Source organism: Leucobacter sp. CX169 (genome assembly GCF_017161405.1).
Lineage (GTDB): Bacteria > Actinomycetota > Actinomycetes > Actinomycetales > Microbacteriaceae > Cx-87.
In genome coordinates this window covers 659,572-675,007 of the sequence record NZ_CP071051.1, presented here as the reverse complement: position 1 = coordinate 675,007, position 15,436 = coordinate 659,572, and the positions used below count along the sequence as shown (strand labels likewise).

Sequence of the window (15,436 nt, the reverse complement as noted above, 5' to 3'; positions counted from 1 at the left end):
GACCGTTCGACGTCACCATAGCAACGGCCACCGACGCCCGGCAGGATCCCGCGCCGTGTTCGGCGTGAATGCGCCGCGCGAACTCGCGGTCGCCAAGGCGCGGGGCGGATCCTGCGGGGAAAACGAAAACGGGGCGGCCACCCGAAGGTGACCACCCCGTTCTACTGGGAACCGACTAGTTGTAGGTGCCCGGGTTGAACTCGTCCGACGTGAAGCTGTCGAAATCGACGAACGACAGGTCGTTCTCGTCGAAGCCGGCGTCCTCGGTGAAGATGCGGTTCGGGTAACGCTCCGCCTTCGCCTCTTCGGTCGCCTCGACGGTCACGTTGCGGTAGACCTCGAGACCGGTTCCGGCGGGGATGAGCTGACCGATGATGACGTTCTCCTTGAGACCGATCAGCGGATCGCGGCTTCCCTCCATCGCAGCCTGGGTAAGGACGCGGGTCGTCTCCTGGAACGAGGCGGCCGACAGCCACGACTCGGTCGCAAGCGACGCCTTCGTAATACCCATGACCTCGGCGCGAGCCGTCGCGGCACGCTTGCCCTCGAGCAGCGCTTCGCGGTTGATCCGCTGGTAGCGGGCCCGGTCAACGAGCTCGCCCGGGAGCAGATCAGTCTCGCCGTGATCGACGACCGTGACCTTGCGCAGCATCTGACGAACGATGACCTCGATGTGCTTATCGTGGATCGGCACGCCCTGCGAGCGGTACACGTTCTGAACGCCCTCAACGAGGTACTTCTGAACGGCGCGCTCGCCCGGAATGTGCTTGCCCTCGTCGGTCGTACCGACCTGAAGGATGTCCTTCGGGTCAAGCGTGCCCGCGATAAACGGCTGTCCGAGCGTGACCCGGTCGCCATCCTCAACGAGAAGCGTCGAACGCTTCAGGACGGGGTAGATCTTCTCCTCGGTGCCGTCGTCCGGCGTCAAGAGAACGCTCCGACCCTTGGGGGTGTCCTCGATCGTGATCCGGCCAGCAGCCTCCGCGATCGGCGACGCACCCTTGGGGGTACGTGCCTCGAAGAGCTCTTGCACGCGGGGCAGACCCTGCGTGATGTCGTCGGCCGAAGCCGAACCACCGGTGTGGAAGGTACGCATGGTGAGCTGCGTGCCCGGCTCGCCGATCGACTGAGCGGCGATAATGCCGACCGCTTCGCCGATGTCGACGCGCTGGCCGGTCGCAAGCGAGCGACCGTAGCAGGTGGCGCAGACGCCAACCGCTGACTCACAGGTGAGCACCGAGCGAACCTTGATCTCGCGCACGCCGGCCGCCACCAGGCGGTCGATGAGCACGTCACCCACGTCGGCTCCAGCGGTCGCAACCACCGTGCCGTCCTCCAGCACCGAATCGGTGGAGAGGGTACGTGCGTAGACCGAGTTCTCGACGTTCTCGTCACGGACGAGCTGGCCGTCAGCGCCGCGAGCGGCGATGTCGAGCTCGAGGCCGCGGCGCGTGCCACAGTCCACCTCGCGGATGATGACGTCCTGCGAGACGTCCACCAGACGACGGGTCAGGTAACCCGAGTCGGCGGTACGCAGAGCGGTATCAGCCAGGCCCTTACGAGCACCGTGGGTCGCGATGAAGTACTCCGCAACCGACAGGCCCTCACGGTACGAGGAGATGATCGGGCGAGGGATAATCTCACCCTTCGGGTTGTTCACCAGGCCGCGCATACCCGCAATGTTGCGGATCTGGAGCCAGTTACCACGAGCACCTGACGAGACCATCCGGTAGATGGTGTTGTCCTCGGTGAACGCCGCGCGCATGGCGGCGGCAACCTCGTCGGTCGCCTCCGTCCAGATCTCGACGAGCTCGCTGCGACGCTCGGCGTCGGTGATGAGACCCTTGTCGAACTTCTTCTGAACGTCCGCGGCCTTCTTCTCGTGGCTCTCGAGGATCTCTGCCTTGTTCGACGGAGTCACGATGTCCGAGAGTGCGACGGTGACGCCCGAGCGAGTAGCCCAGTAGAAACCCGCGTCCTTGATGCGGTCGAGCGTTGCGGCGACCTCCACCTTGGGGTACCGCTCGGCGAGGTCGTTGACCAGCGCCGAGAGACTCGTCTTGTCGGCAACCCGCTCGAAGTACGGGTAGTCGACCGGAAGGGTCTCGTTGAACAGCGCGCGACCAAGTGTGGTCTCGACGAGGAGCGGACCCTCCGTCGTGACACCCTCGGCGCTCGTGTACCCGAGCAGGCGGATCTTGACGACCGCGCCGAGATCGAGCGAGCCCTGATCCTTCGCCAGGATCGCCTCAGCGACCGACGAGAATGCGCGGCCTTCGCCAGCCGCCCCAGCCTTCACCGTGGTGATGTGGTGCAGACCGATGATCATATCCTGCGAGGGCAGGGTCACCGGGCGGCCATCAGACGGCTTCAGGATGTTGTTCGACGCGAGCATCAGCACGCGGGCCTCGGCCTGAGCCTCGACCGACAGCGGCAGGTGGACTGCCATCTGGTCACCATCGAAGTCTGCGTTGAACGCGGTGCAGACGAGCGGGTGCAGCTGGATGGCCTTACCCTCGACGAGCATCGGCTCGAAGGCCTGGATGCCCAGGCGGTGCAGCGTCGGTGCGCGGTTCAGCAGCACGGGGCGCTCGCGGATGATCTCCTCGAGCACGTCCCAGACCTCGGAACGGCTGCGCTCGACCATGCGCTTCGCGGCCTTGATGTTCTGTGCGTGCGACAGATCGATGAGGCGCTTGATCACGTACGGCTTAAACAGCTCGAGTGCCATCTGCTTGGGCAGACCACACTGGTGCAGCTTGAGCTGCGGGCCGACCACGATGACCGAACGGCCCGAGTAGTCCACGCGCTTGCCGAGCAGGTTCTGGCGGAACCGGCCCTGCTTGCCCTTGAGCATGTCGGACAGTGACTTCAGCGCACGGTTGCCGGTGCCCGTAACGGGGCGACCACGGCGGCCGTTGTCGAACAGTGCGTCGACGGCTTCCTGCAGCATGCGCTTCTCGTTGTTCACGATGATCTCGGGAGCACCGAGATCGAGCAGACGACGCAGGCGGTTGTTGCGGTTGATCACGCGGCGGTACAGATCGTTGAGATCCGAGGTCGCGAAGCGGCCACCGTCGAGCTGCACCATCGGGCGCAGCTCCGGCGGGATCACCGGGACAACGTCGAGGACCATCGCAGCCGGGCTTGCGCCCGTCTGCAGGAACGAGCTGACAACCTTCAGACGCTTGATCGCACGGATCTTCTTCTGACCCTTGCCCTCGGCGATCTGCAGGTGCAGCATCTCCGACTCGGCAGCGAGGTCGAACGCCAGCAGGCGACGCTTGATCGCCTCGGCGCCCATGAAGGCGTCGAAGTAGCTGCCGTAGCGGTCCATGAGCTCAGCGAAGACTGCGTCCTCGGGCTTGAGATCGCCGACCTTCAGGTTGCGGAAGTCTTCCCACACGCGCTCGAGACGAGCAATCTCGTCGTCGTAACGCTTGCGCAGCGACGCCATGTCCTTGTCCGCAGAGTCGCGGGCGCGGCGGCGCTGATCGGCCTTCGCACCCTCGGCCTCGAGCGCCGCAAGGTCGCTCTCCGCCTGCTGCTGACGCTCGCCAATGGCGATGTCGCGCTGATCCTCGAGGGTCTTGAGCTCGAGCCGAAGCTCGTTCTCGAGACCGGGCATGTCTTCGTGACGGCCCTCCTCGTCGATCGAGATGACCATGTACGCAGCGAAGTAGATGACCTTCTCGAGGTCCTTCGGCGCCATGTCGAGCAGGTAACCGAGACGGCTCGGCACACCCTTGAAGTACCAGATGTGCGTGACGGGAGCGGCCAGCTCGATGTGACCCATCCGCTCACGACGCACGCTGGACTTCGTGACCTCTACGCCACAACGCTCACAAATGATGCCCTTGTAACGGACACGCTTGTACTTGCCACACGCGCACTCCCAGTCGCGGCTCGGTCCGAAGATCTGCTCGCCGAACAGACCGTCCTTCTCGGGCTTCAGGGTGCGGTAGTTGATGGTCTCAGGCTTCTTGACCTCGCCATACGACCAGCTACGGATATCATCGGCAGTCGCCAGACGGATCTGCAGCTCGTTAAAATTCTCGCGCTCGAGCAATTTCTCTCCTTGAATCAAATTCTGTCTGGGACTGGCTTAGATCTCGTCGATAGACGAGGACTCAAAGCGAGTCGAGAGGTTGATACCGAGCTCTTCCGCAGTGCGGTGGGCTTCATCATCGTTGTCACGCAGGTTAACGGCCTGGCCGTCTGCGCCGAGCACCTCAACGTTCAGGCAGAGCGACTGCATTTCCTTCATGAGCACGCGGAACGACTCGGGAACACCAGGCTCCGGAATGTTCTCGCCACGCACGATCGCCTCGTACACCTTCACGCGGCCGAGGATGTCGTCCGACTTGACGGTGAGGAGCTCCTGCAGTGCGTATGCCGCACCGTAGGCCTCGAGCGCCCACACTTCCATCTCACCGAAGCGCTGGCCACCGAACTGGGCCTTACCGCCGAGCGGCTGCTGGGTGATCATCGAGTACGGACCCGTCGAGCGAGCGTGAATCTTGTCGTCCACCAGGTGGTGCAGCTTCAAGATGTACATGTACCCAACCGAGACCGGGTAGGGGAACGGCTCGCCCGAGCGACCGTCGAAGAGACGGGTCTTGCCGGAGGAGTCGATCAGGCGCACGCCGTCACGGGTGGGCAGCGTCGAGTCGAGCAGCCCCTCGATCTCGAGCTCGGAAGCGCCGTCGAACACGGGGGTAGCAAGCTTCGTGTTCGGAGCGACCTCGCGGGCGTTGTCGGCCAGCTGAGCAGCCCACTCGGGGGTGCCCTCGACCTTGTAGCCCTGCTTCGCGATCCAGCCCAGGTGGGTCTCGAGGACCTGGCCGAAGTTCATTCGGCCCGGGATACCCATCGGGTTCAGGATGATGTCGACCGGCGTTCCGTCTTCGAGGAACGGCATGTCCTCGATCGGGAGGATCTTCGAGATGACGCCCTTGTTGCCGTGACGGCCGGCAAGCTTGTCGCCCTCGGTGATCTTACGACGCTGAGCAATGTAGACGACGACGCGCTGGTTGACACCAGAGCCGAGCTCGTCTTCCTTGTTGTTCTCTGCATCGAACACCTTGACGGAGGTGACGGTGCCCGAGACGCCGTGAGGCACCTTGAGCGACGTGTCGCGCACCTCGCGGCTCTTCTCGTTGAAGATCGCGCGAAGCAGGCGCTCCTCGGCAGAGAGCTCGGTCTCGCCCTTGGGCGTGACCTTGCCGACGAGGATGTCGCCGGGGCGAACCTCGGCGCCGATGCGGATGACGCCGCGCTCGTCGAGGTCCTTGAGGGCCTCCATCGAAGCGTTCGGCAGGTCGCGCGTGAGCTCTTCCTTGCCAAGCTTCGTGTCGCGAGCGTCGACGTCGTACTCTTCGATGTGAATCGAGGAGAGGGTGTCGTCCTTCACCAGGTTCTGGCTCAGGATGATCGCGTCCTCGAAGTTGTGACCCTCCCACGGCATGAATGCCACGAGGAGGTTCTTGCCGAGCGCGAGCTCGCCATTCTCCGTTGCAGGACCGTCGGCGATAACCTCGCCGGCTTCGATACGCTCGCCAGCCTTGACGATGACGCGGTGGTTGTAGCTCGTGCCCTGGTTCGAGCGGTCGAACTTGCGCATGTAGTACGAGCGCGTGCCGCCCTCGTCCAGCTGCACCGTGACGACATCGGCCGAGACGTCGGCGATCACGCCGGCATCCTTCGCGATGACGACGTCACCGGCGTCGATGGCTGCGTAGCCCTCCATGCCGGTACCGACGAGCGGGCTCTCGCTGCGCACCAGCGGGACCGCCTGACGCTGCATGTTGGCACCCATGAGGGCGCGGTTCGCATCGTCGTGCTCGAGGAACGGGATGAGCGAGGTCGCGACCGACACCATCTGGCGGGGCGAGACGTCCATGTAGTCAACGCGGCCTGCGTCGACCAGGATCACCTCGGAGCCACGGGGGCGAGCGAGCACCTGAGCCTCGGCGAAGGTGCCCTGCGGAGTCAGCGGGGCGCCTGCCTGCGCGATGAGGAACTCGTCCTCTTCGTGCGCGGTGAGGTAGTCAACCTGGTCGGTGACCTGACCATCGAGCACGCGACGGTACGGCGTCTCGATGAAGCCGAACGCGTTGATGCGTGCGAAGGTTGCGAGCGCACCGATCAGACCAATGTTCGGGCCTTCCGGGGTCTCAATGGGGCACATGCGGCCGTAGTGCGACGGGTGAACGTCACGAACCTCGACACCTGCGCGGTCACGTGAGAGACCACCCGGGCCGAGGGCCGACAGGCGGCGCTTGTTGGTCAGGCCCGCGAGCGGGTTGTTCTGATCCATGAACTGCGACAGCTGCGAGGTACCGAAGAACTCCTTGATCGCCGCGAGCACGGGGCGCGTGTTGATCAGGGTGTTCGGGGTGATCGCTTCGATGTCCTGGGTCGTCATGCGCTCGCGCACGACGCGCTCCATGCGCGACAGGCCGGTACGGACCTGGTTCTGGATCAGCTCGCCCACGGCGCGGATGCGACGGTTGCCGAAGTGATCGATGTCGTCCGTTTCGAGGCGCAGGTCGATGACCTTGCCGTCGCGAACGCCCGGGATGGTCTCGGTCTCAGCGTGGAGGCCGACGAGGTACTTGATCGTGCGAACGATGTCCTCGAGCGAGAGCACCGAATCGGTGATCGGCGCATCGATGCCGAGCTTGCGGTTGATCTTGTAGCGACCGACCTTCGCCAGGTCGTAGCGCTTCGAGTTGAAGTAGCTGTTGTCGAGGAGCGCACGCGCAGCCTCGATGGCCACCTGCTCGCCCGGGCGCTGCTTGCGGTAGATGTCCTTGAGCGCCTCCTCCTGGGTGAGGACAGCGTCCTTCTCCAGCGTGAGGGCGATCGACTCGTAGCCGGCGAACTCTTCCAGGATCTCTTCGCTCGTCATGCCGAGCGCCTTGAGGAAGACCGTGACCGACTGCTTGCGCTTGCGGTCGATGCGGACGCCCACCTGATCGCGCTTGTCGATCTCGAACTCGAGCCATGCGCCACGGCTCGGGATTACGCGAGCGGTGAAGACGTCCTTATCGGAGGTCTTCTCCTGAGCGCGCTCGAAGTACACACCGGGGCTACGGACCAGCTGCGAAACGATCACGCGCTCGGTGCCGTTGATGATGAAGGTGCCCTTGCCGGTCATGATGGGGAAATCGCCCATGTAGACTGTCTGGCTCTTCAGTACCTGAGTCTCGGTGTTGTAGAACGCCGCCTCGACGTAGAGCGGAGCGGAGTACGTCTTACCGCGCTCCTTGCACTCGTCGATCGTGTACTTCTGCTCGTCGAGAATCGGGTTCTCGAACGACAGTTGCATCGTGCCGGCGTTGTCCTCGATGGGAGAGATCTCCTCGAAGATCTCCTCGAGGCCGCTCTTCAGCGCGAGGTCGTCGCGCCCCTGAGCCGTACCCTCGGCGACGCGCGCCTTCCAGGCATCGTTGCCGACGAGCCAGTCAAAGCTCTCAGTCTGCAATGCCAGCAGGTCCGGAACCGTCAAGGTGTCGGAAATCTTGGCGAACGAGACGCGCGAGTGATCGCGGCCGTTCTTGGGCATGTTGCTGGAAGTTGCGTTGCGCGCAGCAGCCAAGGAAGTTACCTCCGTGGACCCCGTCGGGTCGGATAGCCGATTGTTGCAGAAGAAGCGACGACGGAGACGGTGCACGAACCCCCAATGGAGGTATGCCGGCCGACCGCAATATGAAGGCAGAAATGTATCCGAAGCGCAAAGCTCTACTTTATGCGAAGAACTCGGGCGTGTCCAGCGCGATCGCGAAATTTCTCCCGGTACCCTCCCCCGCATGAGCTCGAATTCTGATCCCGCCGGACCTCTGGCCCGTCCGTCGCCTCGATATGCGGCGCTGATTGGCGCCGTTCTGGTGCTGCTTGTGGCGGCCGGCGGTGTCTATTTCTTCATCGCAGGATCCGGCCCACTGCCCGTAGATTCCTGGTGGCACGCGCACGTGGGCGCCGCACCAGGGACTGCGCTACATGCGATTGCCGCCTTCCTGGCCATCGTTGGCGGGCAGATTGGCGCGCTCGTTTGCTTCGTCATCGCGTTCGGCATTCTCATCCTCGCACGCCGTGGGCGGGATGCTCTCGCTGTCGGATTTGCTGGGGTACTCGGAGTCGCGGGCTCAGAAATCCTGAAACGCTTGGTGCAGCGACCCCGCCCGCCCGAGCAGTTCTTCTCCTCACACGGCTATTCCTACCCGTCTGGGCACTCGATGGCCGCGGCGGCGCTCGCGGTGTCCCTCGCGCTCGTAGCCCTGGGCGCACGCGATCTCGACCGCCGCCTCTCCCTCGCCGCGACGGTGCTCGCGATCGCGTGGACCCTCGCGATGATGTGGAGCCGCACCGCGCTGCATGTGCACTGGCTCAGCGACACGCTCGCCGGCGCCGCGCTCGGCATCGGAGCGGCACTCATCGCCCGCAGGCTCTGCGTACCGCCCAAGCCCACCGCCAGCGTCGCGGCGTAGACTCCCGGCCATGACAGCGACGAACACTTCCGGCGAAACGATCATCTTTGGCGCGGACTGGTGCGGTGACTGCCGACGCGCGAAGCGGGTATTCGATGAGGCGGGCGCCAGCTACCGGTACGTCGACCTGGTGGCGGAAGAGTCTGCGGCAGAAATCGCGCGCGAGATCAGCGGGCGAACGAACATTCCGGTGATCCTGTACCCGGACCGCAGCCACCAGGTGGAGCCGTCCAACGCGGACATGCTCGCGAAGATCGCAGAGCTCGGGCTGGCCTAGCCCACGGTCGGTGGGTGTCGGTGCCGCCGCGTACCATCGAGGGGTGATCATTCCCCCTCCCCGTACCCTGACCGGATCAGGTCACCTCGCCGAGTTCGAGGAGGACAAGTACGTCCAAGGTGCCGTGCAGCTCCTCATCGACGGCACCCCGCAGTCGCACGTGAACCTTGACGACCCGAGCGACCTGTTCTTCGAGTACGTGCGCCGCATCGGGCATGTGATTGACCTGGTGCGGCCCGATCGCGAGCCCATCACCGCGCTGCACCTGGGCGGCGGCGCGTTCACTCTCCCACGCTATGTCGAGGCGACGCGCCCCGGCTCATCGCAGCAGGTGATCGAGCTCGAGGGCGACCTCGTCGATTACGTCCGCGAGTCGTTCCCGCTGCCCAAACGCGCGAAAATTCGGGTGCGCCGCGGCGATGCCCGCGAGGTGGTCGCGAAGCTTCCGGCTGGGCTGCACGGCGCCTGCGACGTCATCGTCGTCGATGTGTTCGCCGGCGCCCGCACCCCGGCCCACGTCACAAGTCTCGAGTTCTATCGGCTGCTCGCACCGCTGCTGGCCCCCGGCGGCGTGATCGCTATCAATGCTGCCGACGGTCCGGGCCTGCCATTCGTGCGCGGGCAACTCGCGACGCTCCGCGCGCTCTTTCCCGCCGTCGCTGCGGTCGCGGAGGCGCAGGTCCTCAAGGGGCGCCGCTTCGGCAATGTCGTCATCGTCGCGGGGCAGGATCCCGACGCCTGGGACTGGCTGCCGCGCCTGCTCGCCGGCGGCCCGCACCCGGCACGCATGGTCGAGGGCGCAGAGCTTCGCACCCTGATCGCCGGCGCGAAGCCGGTGAACGACGAGACTGCGACGGCGTCCCCCGAGCCGGCGCGACGGATCTTCGAGAAGCGCTAGCCATGAGCGACCCGGCGAAGGTTCGGATTTGGGCGGAGGCGCTCATCAGGACACACCTCGACCCGAACGTCTGGACGTTCGGGTTCGACCGGGCCAAGCGCCGGGCCGGCCTCTGCAACTTCACCGACCACCGGATCACGCTGTCTCGCCCGCTCGCCGAACTCGGCGAGGACGACGACGTGCACCAGGTGATCCTGCACGAAATCGCGCACGCGCTCGCCGGACCGCACGCCGGGCACGGCCCCAGGTGGAAGGCCATCGCGCGCGAGCTCGGCTATGTCGGTGGCCGCACCCACGACGACGCCGCGTCGCAGCACCTCGCGCCGTGGCTGGGCGACTGCCCGGCGGGTCACGCGCACGCCAGGTACCGCAAGCCCACACGGCCGCAGTCCTGCGGCAAGTGCGCGAAACGGTTCTCGCCCGAGCACCTCATCCGTTGGCGTCGCCGTGAGGCCGACGCCGCGTGAGCCCTCGGGCCGGATCCTGCCGCTAAGCCAGCTGCCAGTCCTGCGGCGAGCGCTCGTCCGTCGCCAGGAGGCCGGCGACGAGTCCGTCGACGCGGCCATTGCGACCGGCCTCGCCCTTGCGGAGCAGGCCCTCGTAGCGGAACCCCGCGCGCTGGGCGATCCGGGCCGAGGCCTCGTTGCCGGCGAGCGCGTGCCACTCGATGCGCTCGAGCGCGAGGCCGTCCGTCGCGAAGGCGTAGTCAATGGCGCGGCGCACCGCCTCCATAAGCAGCCCCTTGCCCCGTGAGCCGGGCGTCATCCAGTATCCGAGCGTGCACTGTCCGGATCCGATGTTGTCAAGGCTCACCATGCCCACGAGCTCGCCCTCGTGCTCGATGGCCCAGGTGTAGAAGGTGCCGGCGTCCCAGCCGTCGGCGACGAAGGTGTGCAGGAACCACTCGAAGTCGCCGCCCGTGTAAGGGTTCGGGATGCGGGGCACCCACTGCACGATCGCCGGGTCGTTGCACGCGTCAATGACGGTCGCGCGGTCGGCTTCGGTCGGCCGGCGCAGGGTCAGTCGTTCGGTCTCGAGGATGATGTCGCTCACCCCTCGAGAATACCGGCCGGGCGAACGCCGCGTGCGCTAGCAGCCCACGGTCGCGAGGGCCTGGCGCAACAGGCGCCCGCGTCCGCCGGAGAGCTCGAGGGACATCTCGCCCGAGAGCGCCTCCTCCGGCGCCATCCAGGTCACCTCGAGCGCGTCGTGGCGGGGGTTGCACGTGCCCGTCACCGGCACCACGAAGACGAGCGACACGGCGTGCTGGCGTTCGTCGGTGTACGGCGACATCCCCGGCATCGGGAAGTACTCGGCGACCTGCGCCGGGACCGGGGCAGCCGGGATGAGCGGGAACGCCATCGGGCCGAGGTCCGTCTCTAGGTGACGAAACAGGGCGTCGCGAATGGTCTCGCCGAACCGCACACGGCCGGCGACTAGCGCACGCGTCATCACGCCGTCGGGGGTGCTGCGCAAGAGCAGGCCAACCTCGGTCACCTGGCCGACGCCGTCGACGCGCACCGGGACCGCCTCGACATAGAGCATCGGCAGTCGGCCACGGGCCTCGGTGAGCTCGCGCTCACTCAGCCAGCCGGGATTCTCGTTCGGCACGCGCGACGGTTCGGGGGGGTCCTCGGTGTCCACACTCATGGTGCCATTCTGCCTGACGCGGGCGGCTCTGGGGAGAGGCATCACTCACCATTCATCGCTAGTCTGGGCGGCATGCACGCCCTCGCGCTCGATCCCCAGGTCATTCGTTGGACGATCGGCGGCGTGCCCGCCGACGAAGCCTCCGCAGTCGCCGCGCTCGCCGAACGGCCGCTGCTCATCCTCATGCACGGGCTCGGCTCGCACGAGGGTGACCTGATCGGGCTCGTGCCGCTGCTCCCCCAGGGCTTCGTCTGTGCGTCGCTGCGCGCACCGTTCGCGGTCGCCGCGCCTCTGACCGGCGGGTACACCTGGTTCCCTGAGTCGCTGCAGTCGGCTGACGCGGCCCCCGAGTCCCGTGCCGAGAACGCCGCCTGGCTGGCCGCGCAGGCGGTGCTGGAGTGGCTCGATGACGTCGAAGCGCGCGTGCCCGGCGCGCAGGTGACTTCCGCAGTGATGGGCTTTTCCCAGGGCGGGGTGATGGCCACCTCGATGCTGCGCGCGCGGCCGCAACGGTTTGCCGCGGCCGTCAACTGCTCGGGCTTCACCGCCCCTGGCGTGTTCCCGGGCGATGCCGAACTCGAAGCGCTCCGCCCGCCCCTGTTCTGGGGCCGAGACGTCGCCGACCCCGTCATCGGCGCAGAGGCAATCGCGCGCACCGCCACGTGGCTGCCGACGCACTCGACGCTCGAAGCGCGCGAGTACCCCGGCGTCGGCCACTCCGTCAGTCGTGACGAGCTCGACGACGTCTTCGTGTTCCTCTCTCAGAACGTGCCGGGGGCTCTGCCGATACGGTAGAACCCATGCAGCCGTTTCTCCTCATCACTACCCGCGACGACGACGAAGTCGCCGCCGGGGAGTATGCCTCGTATTGCACCCTCACGGGGCTCGAGGGCGACGACCTCGAATGGCGTCGCGCTGACCAGGCCCCGCTCGGCCAGCTCGACCTTGCCAGCTACTCCGGTGTGATCCTGGCGGGAAGCCCGTTCACCGTGAGCGAGCCCATCGAGCGTAAGTCAGCGGTCGAGCTGCGCGTCGAGCGAGAGCTCGCGGAACTGCTCGACGAAGTGGTGGCGCGAGACGTGCCGTTCCTCGGGGTCTGTTACGGCATCGGGACCATCGGCGCGCATCAGGGAGCCACCGTCAACAACGTCTACGGCGAGACCTCCCAGGCGGTGCGGATCGCGCTGACCGAGGCCGGGCTCGTCGACCCGCTGTTTCGGGAGCTGCCGCCGGAGTTCGAGGCGTTCGTCGGTCACAAGGAGGCTATCAGCGACGTCCCCGCGCATATCGCCGTGCTCGCGAGCTCGCCCAGCTGCCCGGTGCAGGCCTTCCGGGTGGGCGAGAACGTCTACGCGACCCAGTTCCACCCCGAGCTTGATCAGGCCGCGATGGCGGCCAGGGTCGAGGCCTACTCACAGCACGGCTACTTCGCCCCCGAGACGATCGGGGAGATCCTGCACGGCGTCGCCACCGCTGACGTCCGCGCCTCGCACCTCGTGCTGGGTCGGTTCGTCGAGCAGTACGCGCGCGCCACCCCGCGCACGCTGTCCGCCTAGGTCGGCGGTCCCCGGGCGCAGGCGCGTAGGCCGCGATACAGTGATTGATATGACCGCTTCCCCGACGCCGAGCAAGTCTCAACGGGTCTATGACCACCTGCTTGAGGGCGTCGTCGGCGGCCGGCTGGTTCCAGGTCAGAACTTGAATATCGGCATCATCGCGAGCGAGACCGGGGTGAGCATGATTCCGGTACGCGAGGCGCTGCGCCGCCTGCAGTCCGAGGGCGTGATCATCGTCGAGCACCATCGCGGCGCGCGCGTGGCGGAGGTGGGGCCGAACGCCTACCGCGACGTCATGCAGACGCAGGCCGTGCTCGAGGCGCTCGCTGTGTCCCTCTCGGCCCCGCACCTCACGCTTGACGAGCTCGACCACGCACGGGAACTCAACCGAGACATGGACGCGGCGCACCGAGACGGCGACTTCCACCGCTACAACGAAGGCAGCCTGGAGTTCCACCGGATCCTGCAGTCGGCCTGCCCGAACCGGTATTTGCGCGAGACGCTCGAGCGCGGGCAGCTGCGCATTGCCGCCGTCCGGGCGGCCGTCATCGGGTACAGCGCCGACATCGCCGAACGGCTGTCGCAGGAACACACCGAGCTGCTCGACCGCATCGCCGCGGGGGCGGTTCCCGCCGAGATTGAGCGGCTGATGCGCGAGCACCGCGACGGTACGTCTGCGCACGACGCCGACGGCCTGCGCGCGCTCGCGGGGAAGTAGCGTGGCGCTCCCCCGCATTCTCGTCGTGATGCCGAGCTACAACGAGGCGGCCACCATCGGGGCCGTGATCGCGCGAGTGCGCGCCGCGGTCCCGCACGCCGACATCTTGGTCGTCGACGACGCGAGCCCCGACGGCACGGGCGCGATCGTCGACGCGTTGGCGGCGCAGGATCCGGCCGTTCGCGTGCTGCATCGGCCGGGAAAGTTGGGCCTCGGGACGGCGTACATCGCGGGGTTTGAGTGTGCACTCGCCGAGGGCTACACAGTGGCCATCGAGATCGACGCCGACGGGTCGCACCTGCCCGAGCAGCTCCCGTCTCTGCTCAAGGCGGTCGCGGGAGGGGCCGATCTCGCCCTGGGTTCGCGCTGGGTCCCCGGAGGCGTCATTCACGGCTGGCCGCGATATCGACAGTGGATCTCACGCGCGGGCACCGCGGTGACGCGCCTGGTGCTCGGTTCTCGGCTGCGCGACGCGACGAGCGGGTTCCGCGCCATCCGGGCGAGTGCACTCGCGTCGGTGCCCCTCGGCACCCTCACCTCACACGGCTATGGTTTTCAGGTCGAACTCGCCTGGACGCTTGAGCGGTTCGGGGCGAGCATCGTCGAGGTTCCGATCACTTTCGTCGAGCGCGAGGGCGGCAGGTCGAAGATGAGCGCCGCGATCGTGTTGGAGGCGCTCTATGCGGTGCTTCGGTGGGGATTCATGCGCCGGTTCCGGCCGGGCCGACTCCCCACACCGGTCGCCGGAACACCGCTTTCCAAATCGAAATAGGAACGGCACGGGCGCGAAGCCCTGGACTGAAACAAGAAAGCCCCGGAACCTCGTTGATTTCTCAACGTTGTTCCGGGGCAATTTGTCGGGATGACAGGATTTGAACCTGCGACCCCGTCGTCCCGAACGACGTGCGCTACCAAGCTGCGCCACATCCCGATCGCATTTTCATGCAAGGACAACCCTACCGAACGCTGCGCGAAAAACGAAAATGAGGTCGCTTCCCGGGCGGGGCACGCTGGCGTACGTGGAAGAATCAGACGTGTGACTTCCCTCCCCGCACTCATCGCCTTTGACCTCGACGACACCCTCGCCCCGTCAAAGTCCCCGCTCGACCCACGCATGCTCGGGCTCCTGGAGCGGCTACTCGAAGCGACCAGCGTGGCGGTCATCTCGGGTGGAAACTTCGCCCAGTTCGAGGCCCAGATCCTCGACCGCCTCGGTGCGATCCCCGAGTCACGGCTCGAGCGATTGCACCTGATGCCAACCTGCGGCACCCGCTATGTGCGGCGTCAGGGCGGCGCGTGGGTAAGCGTGTACGAAGAAAACCTCACGCCCGATGAGCGTGCGTCGGCGCTGACCGCCTTGCGCGAGGAGGCCGAGCGGCTCGGGCTCTGGGAGTCACGCGTCTGGGGCGAGATCCTGGAGGATCGCGGCTCGCAGGTCACCTTCTCCGCCCTCGGCCAGCGCGCACCCGTCGATGAGAAGGTGCAATGGGACCCGACGGGCGAGCGCAAGGGCGCCCTTCGCCAGGCCGTCGCCGACCGGCTGCCCGGCCTCGAGGTGCGCAGCGGCGGCTCGACCTCGGTCGACATCACCCGCAGCGGCATCGACAAGGCGCACGGCATGCGCAAGCTTGAGGCGCACACCGGCGTCCCCCTGGCAGAGATGCTGTTTGTCGGGGACCGCCTGGACCCCGAGGGAAACGACTACCCGGTGCTCGCCATGGGCGTGCGCTGCCAGGCCGTGGAGGGCTGGGAGGACACCGCCGCCTTCCTCGAGGGGCTGCTCGCGCCGTAGGCGCTGCTGGCGCTTTCGCGCACCTGGGGCCGGCAGGATCCTGCCGACTCCGC

At 66.5% G+C, this 15,436-nt stretch carries 13 protein-coding genes and 1 tRNA gene; 9 read left to right on the top strand and 5 right to left on the bottom strand.

Features of this window, described 5'->3' with window-relative positions; all coding sequences use genetic code 11:
• Window positions 1-175: 175 nt before the first annotated feature.
• Window positions 176-4,069 (bottom strand): DNA-directed RNA polymerase subunit beta', encoded by a 3,894-nt coding sequence (gene rpoC / locus JW030_RS02925; protein WP_188045759.1) that lies wholly within the window; start codon window positions 4,067-4,069, stop codon window positions 176-178.
• Between the two features lie 36 nt (window positions 4,070-4,105).
• A complete protein-coding gene (locus JW030_RS02920) occupies window positions 4,106-7,603 on the bottom strand; it encodes a DNA-directed RNA polymerase subunit beta (protein WP_188045760.1) in 3,498 nt (1,165 codons plus the stop codon).
• A 211-nt stretch (window positions 7,604-7,814) separates the two neighbouring features.
• Here JW030_RS02920 and JW030_RS02915 point away from each other — a divergent pair, with 211 nt between their 5' ends.
• Genes JW030_RS02915 through JW030_RS02900 form a run of 4 tightly spaced genes read left to right on the top strand, consistent with a single transcriptional unit; the run spans window position 7,815 to window position 10,134 of the window.
• Window positions 7,815-8,492 carry a phosphatase PAP2 family protein gene (locus JW030_RS02915; protein WP_188045761.1) on the top strand — a complete coding sequence of 226 codons (678 nt, stop codon included), beginning with the start codon at window positions 7,815-7,817 and terminating at the stop codon, window positions 8,490-8,492.
• Window positions 8,493-8,502: 10 nt separating this feature from the next.
• The gene (locus JW030_RS02910) at window positions 8,503-8,769 is read left to right on the top strand and encodes a glutaredoxin domain-containing protein (RefSeq protein ID WP_188045762.1); all 267 of its coding nucleotides are present in this window, start codon (window positions 8,503-8,505) and stop codon (window positions 8,767-8,769) included.
• Between the two features lie 43 nt (window positions 8,770-8,812).
• Entirely contained in the window at window positions 8,813-9,667 is an 855-nt protein-coding gene (locus JW030_RS02905; protein WP_188045763.1) for a spermidine synthase, read from the top strand.
• Between the two features lie 2 nt (window positions 9,668-9,669).
• Window positions 9,670-10,134, top strand: a complete 465-nt coding sequence (locus JW030_RS02900; protein WP_188045764.1) for a SprT-like domain-containing protein — start codon at window positions 9,670-9,672, stop codon at window positions 10,132-10,134.
• A gap of 22 nt (window positions 10,135-10,156) precedes the next feature.
• Here the strand turns inward: JW030_RS02900 and JW030_RS02895 are convergent, their stop codons facing one another.
• Window positions 10,157-10,720, bottom strand: coding sequence for a GNAT family N-acetyltransferase (locus JW030_RS02895; RefSeq protein WP_188045765.1), 564 nt, complete (start codon window positions 10,718-10,720; stop codon window positions 10,157-10,159).
• Between the two features lie 36 nt (window positions 10,721-10,756).
• A complete protein-coding gene (locus tag JW030_RS02890; protein ID WP_188045766.1) occupies window positions 10,757-11,317 on the bottom strand; it encodes a DUF4916 domain-containing protein in 561 nt (186 codons plus the stop codon).
• 72 nt (window positions 11,318-11,389) lie between these two features.
• Between JW030_RS02890 and JW030_RS02885 the strand changes: the two genes are divergently transcribed.
• Genes JW030_RS02885 through JW030_RS02870 form a run of 4 tightly spaced genes read left to right on the top strand, consistent with a single transcriptional unit; the run spans window position 11,390 to window position 14,363 of the window.
• The gene (locus JW030_RS02885; protein ID WP_188045767.1) at window positions 11,390-12,112 is read left to right on the top strand and encodes an alpha/beta hydrolase; all 723 of its coding nucleotides are present in this window, start codon (window positions 11,390-11,392) and stop codon (window positions 12,110-12,112) included.
• Window positions 12,113-12,117: 5 nt separating this feature from the next.
• Entirely contained in the window at window positions 12,118-12,873 is a 756-nt protein-coding gene (locus JW030_RS02880) for a glutamine amidotransferase (RefSeq protein ID WP_188045768.1), read from the top strand.
• Window positions 12,874-12,922: 49 nt separating this feature from the next.
• Window positions 12,923-13,591: a GntR family transcriptional regulator gene (locus tag JW030_RS02875; protein ID WP_188045769.1), complete on the top strand. Its 669-nt coding sequence runs from the start codon at window positions 12,923-12,925 to the stop codon at window positions 13,589-13,591.
• A gap of 28 nt (window positions 13,592-13,619) precedes the next feature.
• Window positions 13,620-14,363 (top strand): polyprenol monophosphomannose synthase, encoded by a 744-nt coding sequence (locus JW030_RS02870; protein ID WP_188045840.1) that lies wholly within the window; start codon window positions 13,620-13,622, stop codon window positions 14,361-14,363.
• A gap of 85 nt (window positions 14,364-14,448) precedes the next feature.
• Here JW030_RS02870 and JW030_RS02865 read toward each other — a convergent pair.
• Window positions 14,449-14,522 (bottom strand) — tRNA-Pro (locus JW030_RS02865).
• Window positions 14,523-14,627: 105 nt separating this feature from the next.
• Here JW030_RS02865 and JW030_RS02860 point away from each other — a divergent pair.
• Window positions 14,628-15,383 carry an HAD-IIB family hydrolase gene (locus JW030_RS02860; protein ID WP_188045770.1) on the top strand — a complete coding sequence of 252 codons (756 nt, stop codon included), beginning with the start codon at window positions 14,628-14,630 and terminating at the stop codon, window positions 15,381-15,383.
• Window positions 15,384-15,436 lie beyond the last annotated feature (53 nt).

Coding starts and splice junctions, on each gene's coding strand:
- JW030_RS02910 (WP_188045762.1), top strand. CDS start 8,503: ATGACAGCGACGAACACTTCCGGCGAAACGATCATCTTTGGCGCGGAC.
- JW030_RS02885 (WP_188045767.1), top strand. CDS start 11,390: ATGCACGCCCTCGCGCTCGATCCCCAGGTCATTCGTTGGACGATCGGC.
- JW030_RS02870 (WP_188045840.1), top strand. CDS start 13,620: ATGCCGAGCTACAACGAGGCGGCCACCATCGGGGCCGTGATCGCGCGA.
- JW030_RS02900 (WP_188045764.1), top strand. CDS start 9,670: ATGAGCGACCCGGCGAAGGTTCGGATTTGGGCGGAGGCGCTCATCAGG.
- JW030_RS02880 (WP_188045768.1), top strand. CDS start 12,118: ATGCAGCCGTTTCTCCTCATCACTACCCGCGACGACGACGAAGTCGCC.
- JW030_RS02890 (WP_188045766.1), bottom strand. CDS start 11,317: ATGAGTGTGGACACCGAGGACCCCCCCGAACCGTCGCGCGTGCCGAAC.
- JW030_RS02915 (WP_188045761.1), top strand. CDS start 7,815: ATGAGCTCGAATTCTGATCCCGCCGGACCTCTGGCCCGTCCGTCGCCT.
- JW030_RS02875 (WP_188045769.1), top strand. CDS start 12,923: ATGACCGCTTCCCCGACGCCGAGCAAGTCTCAACGGGTCTATGACCAC.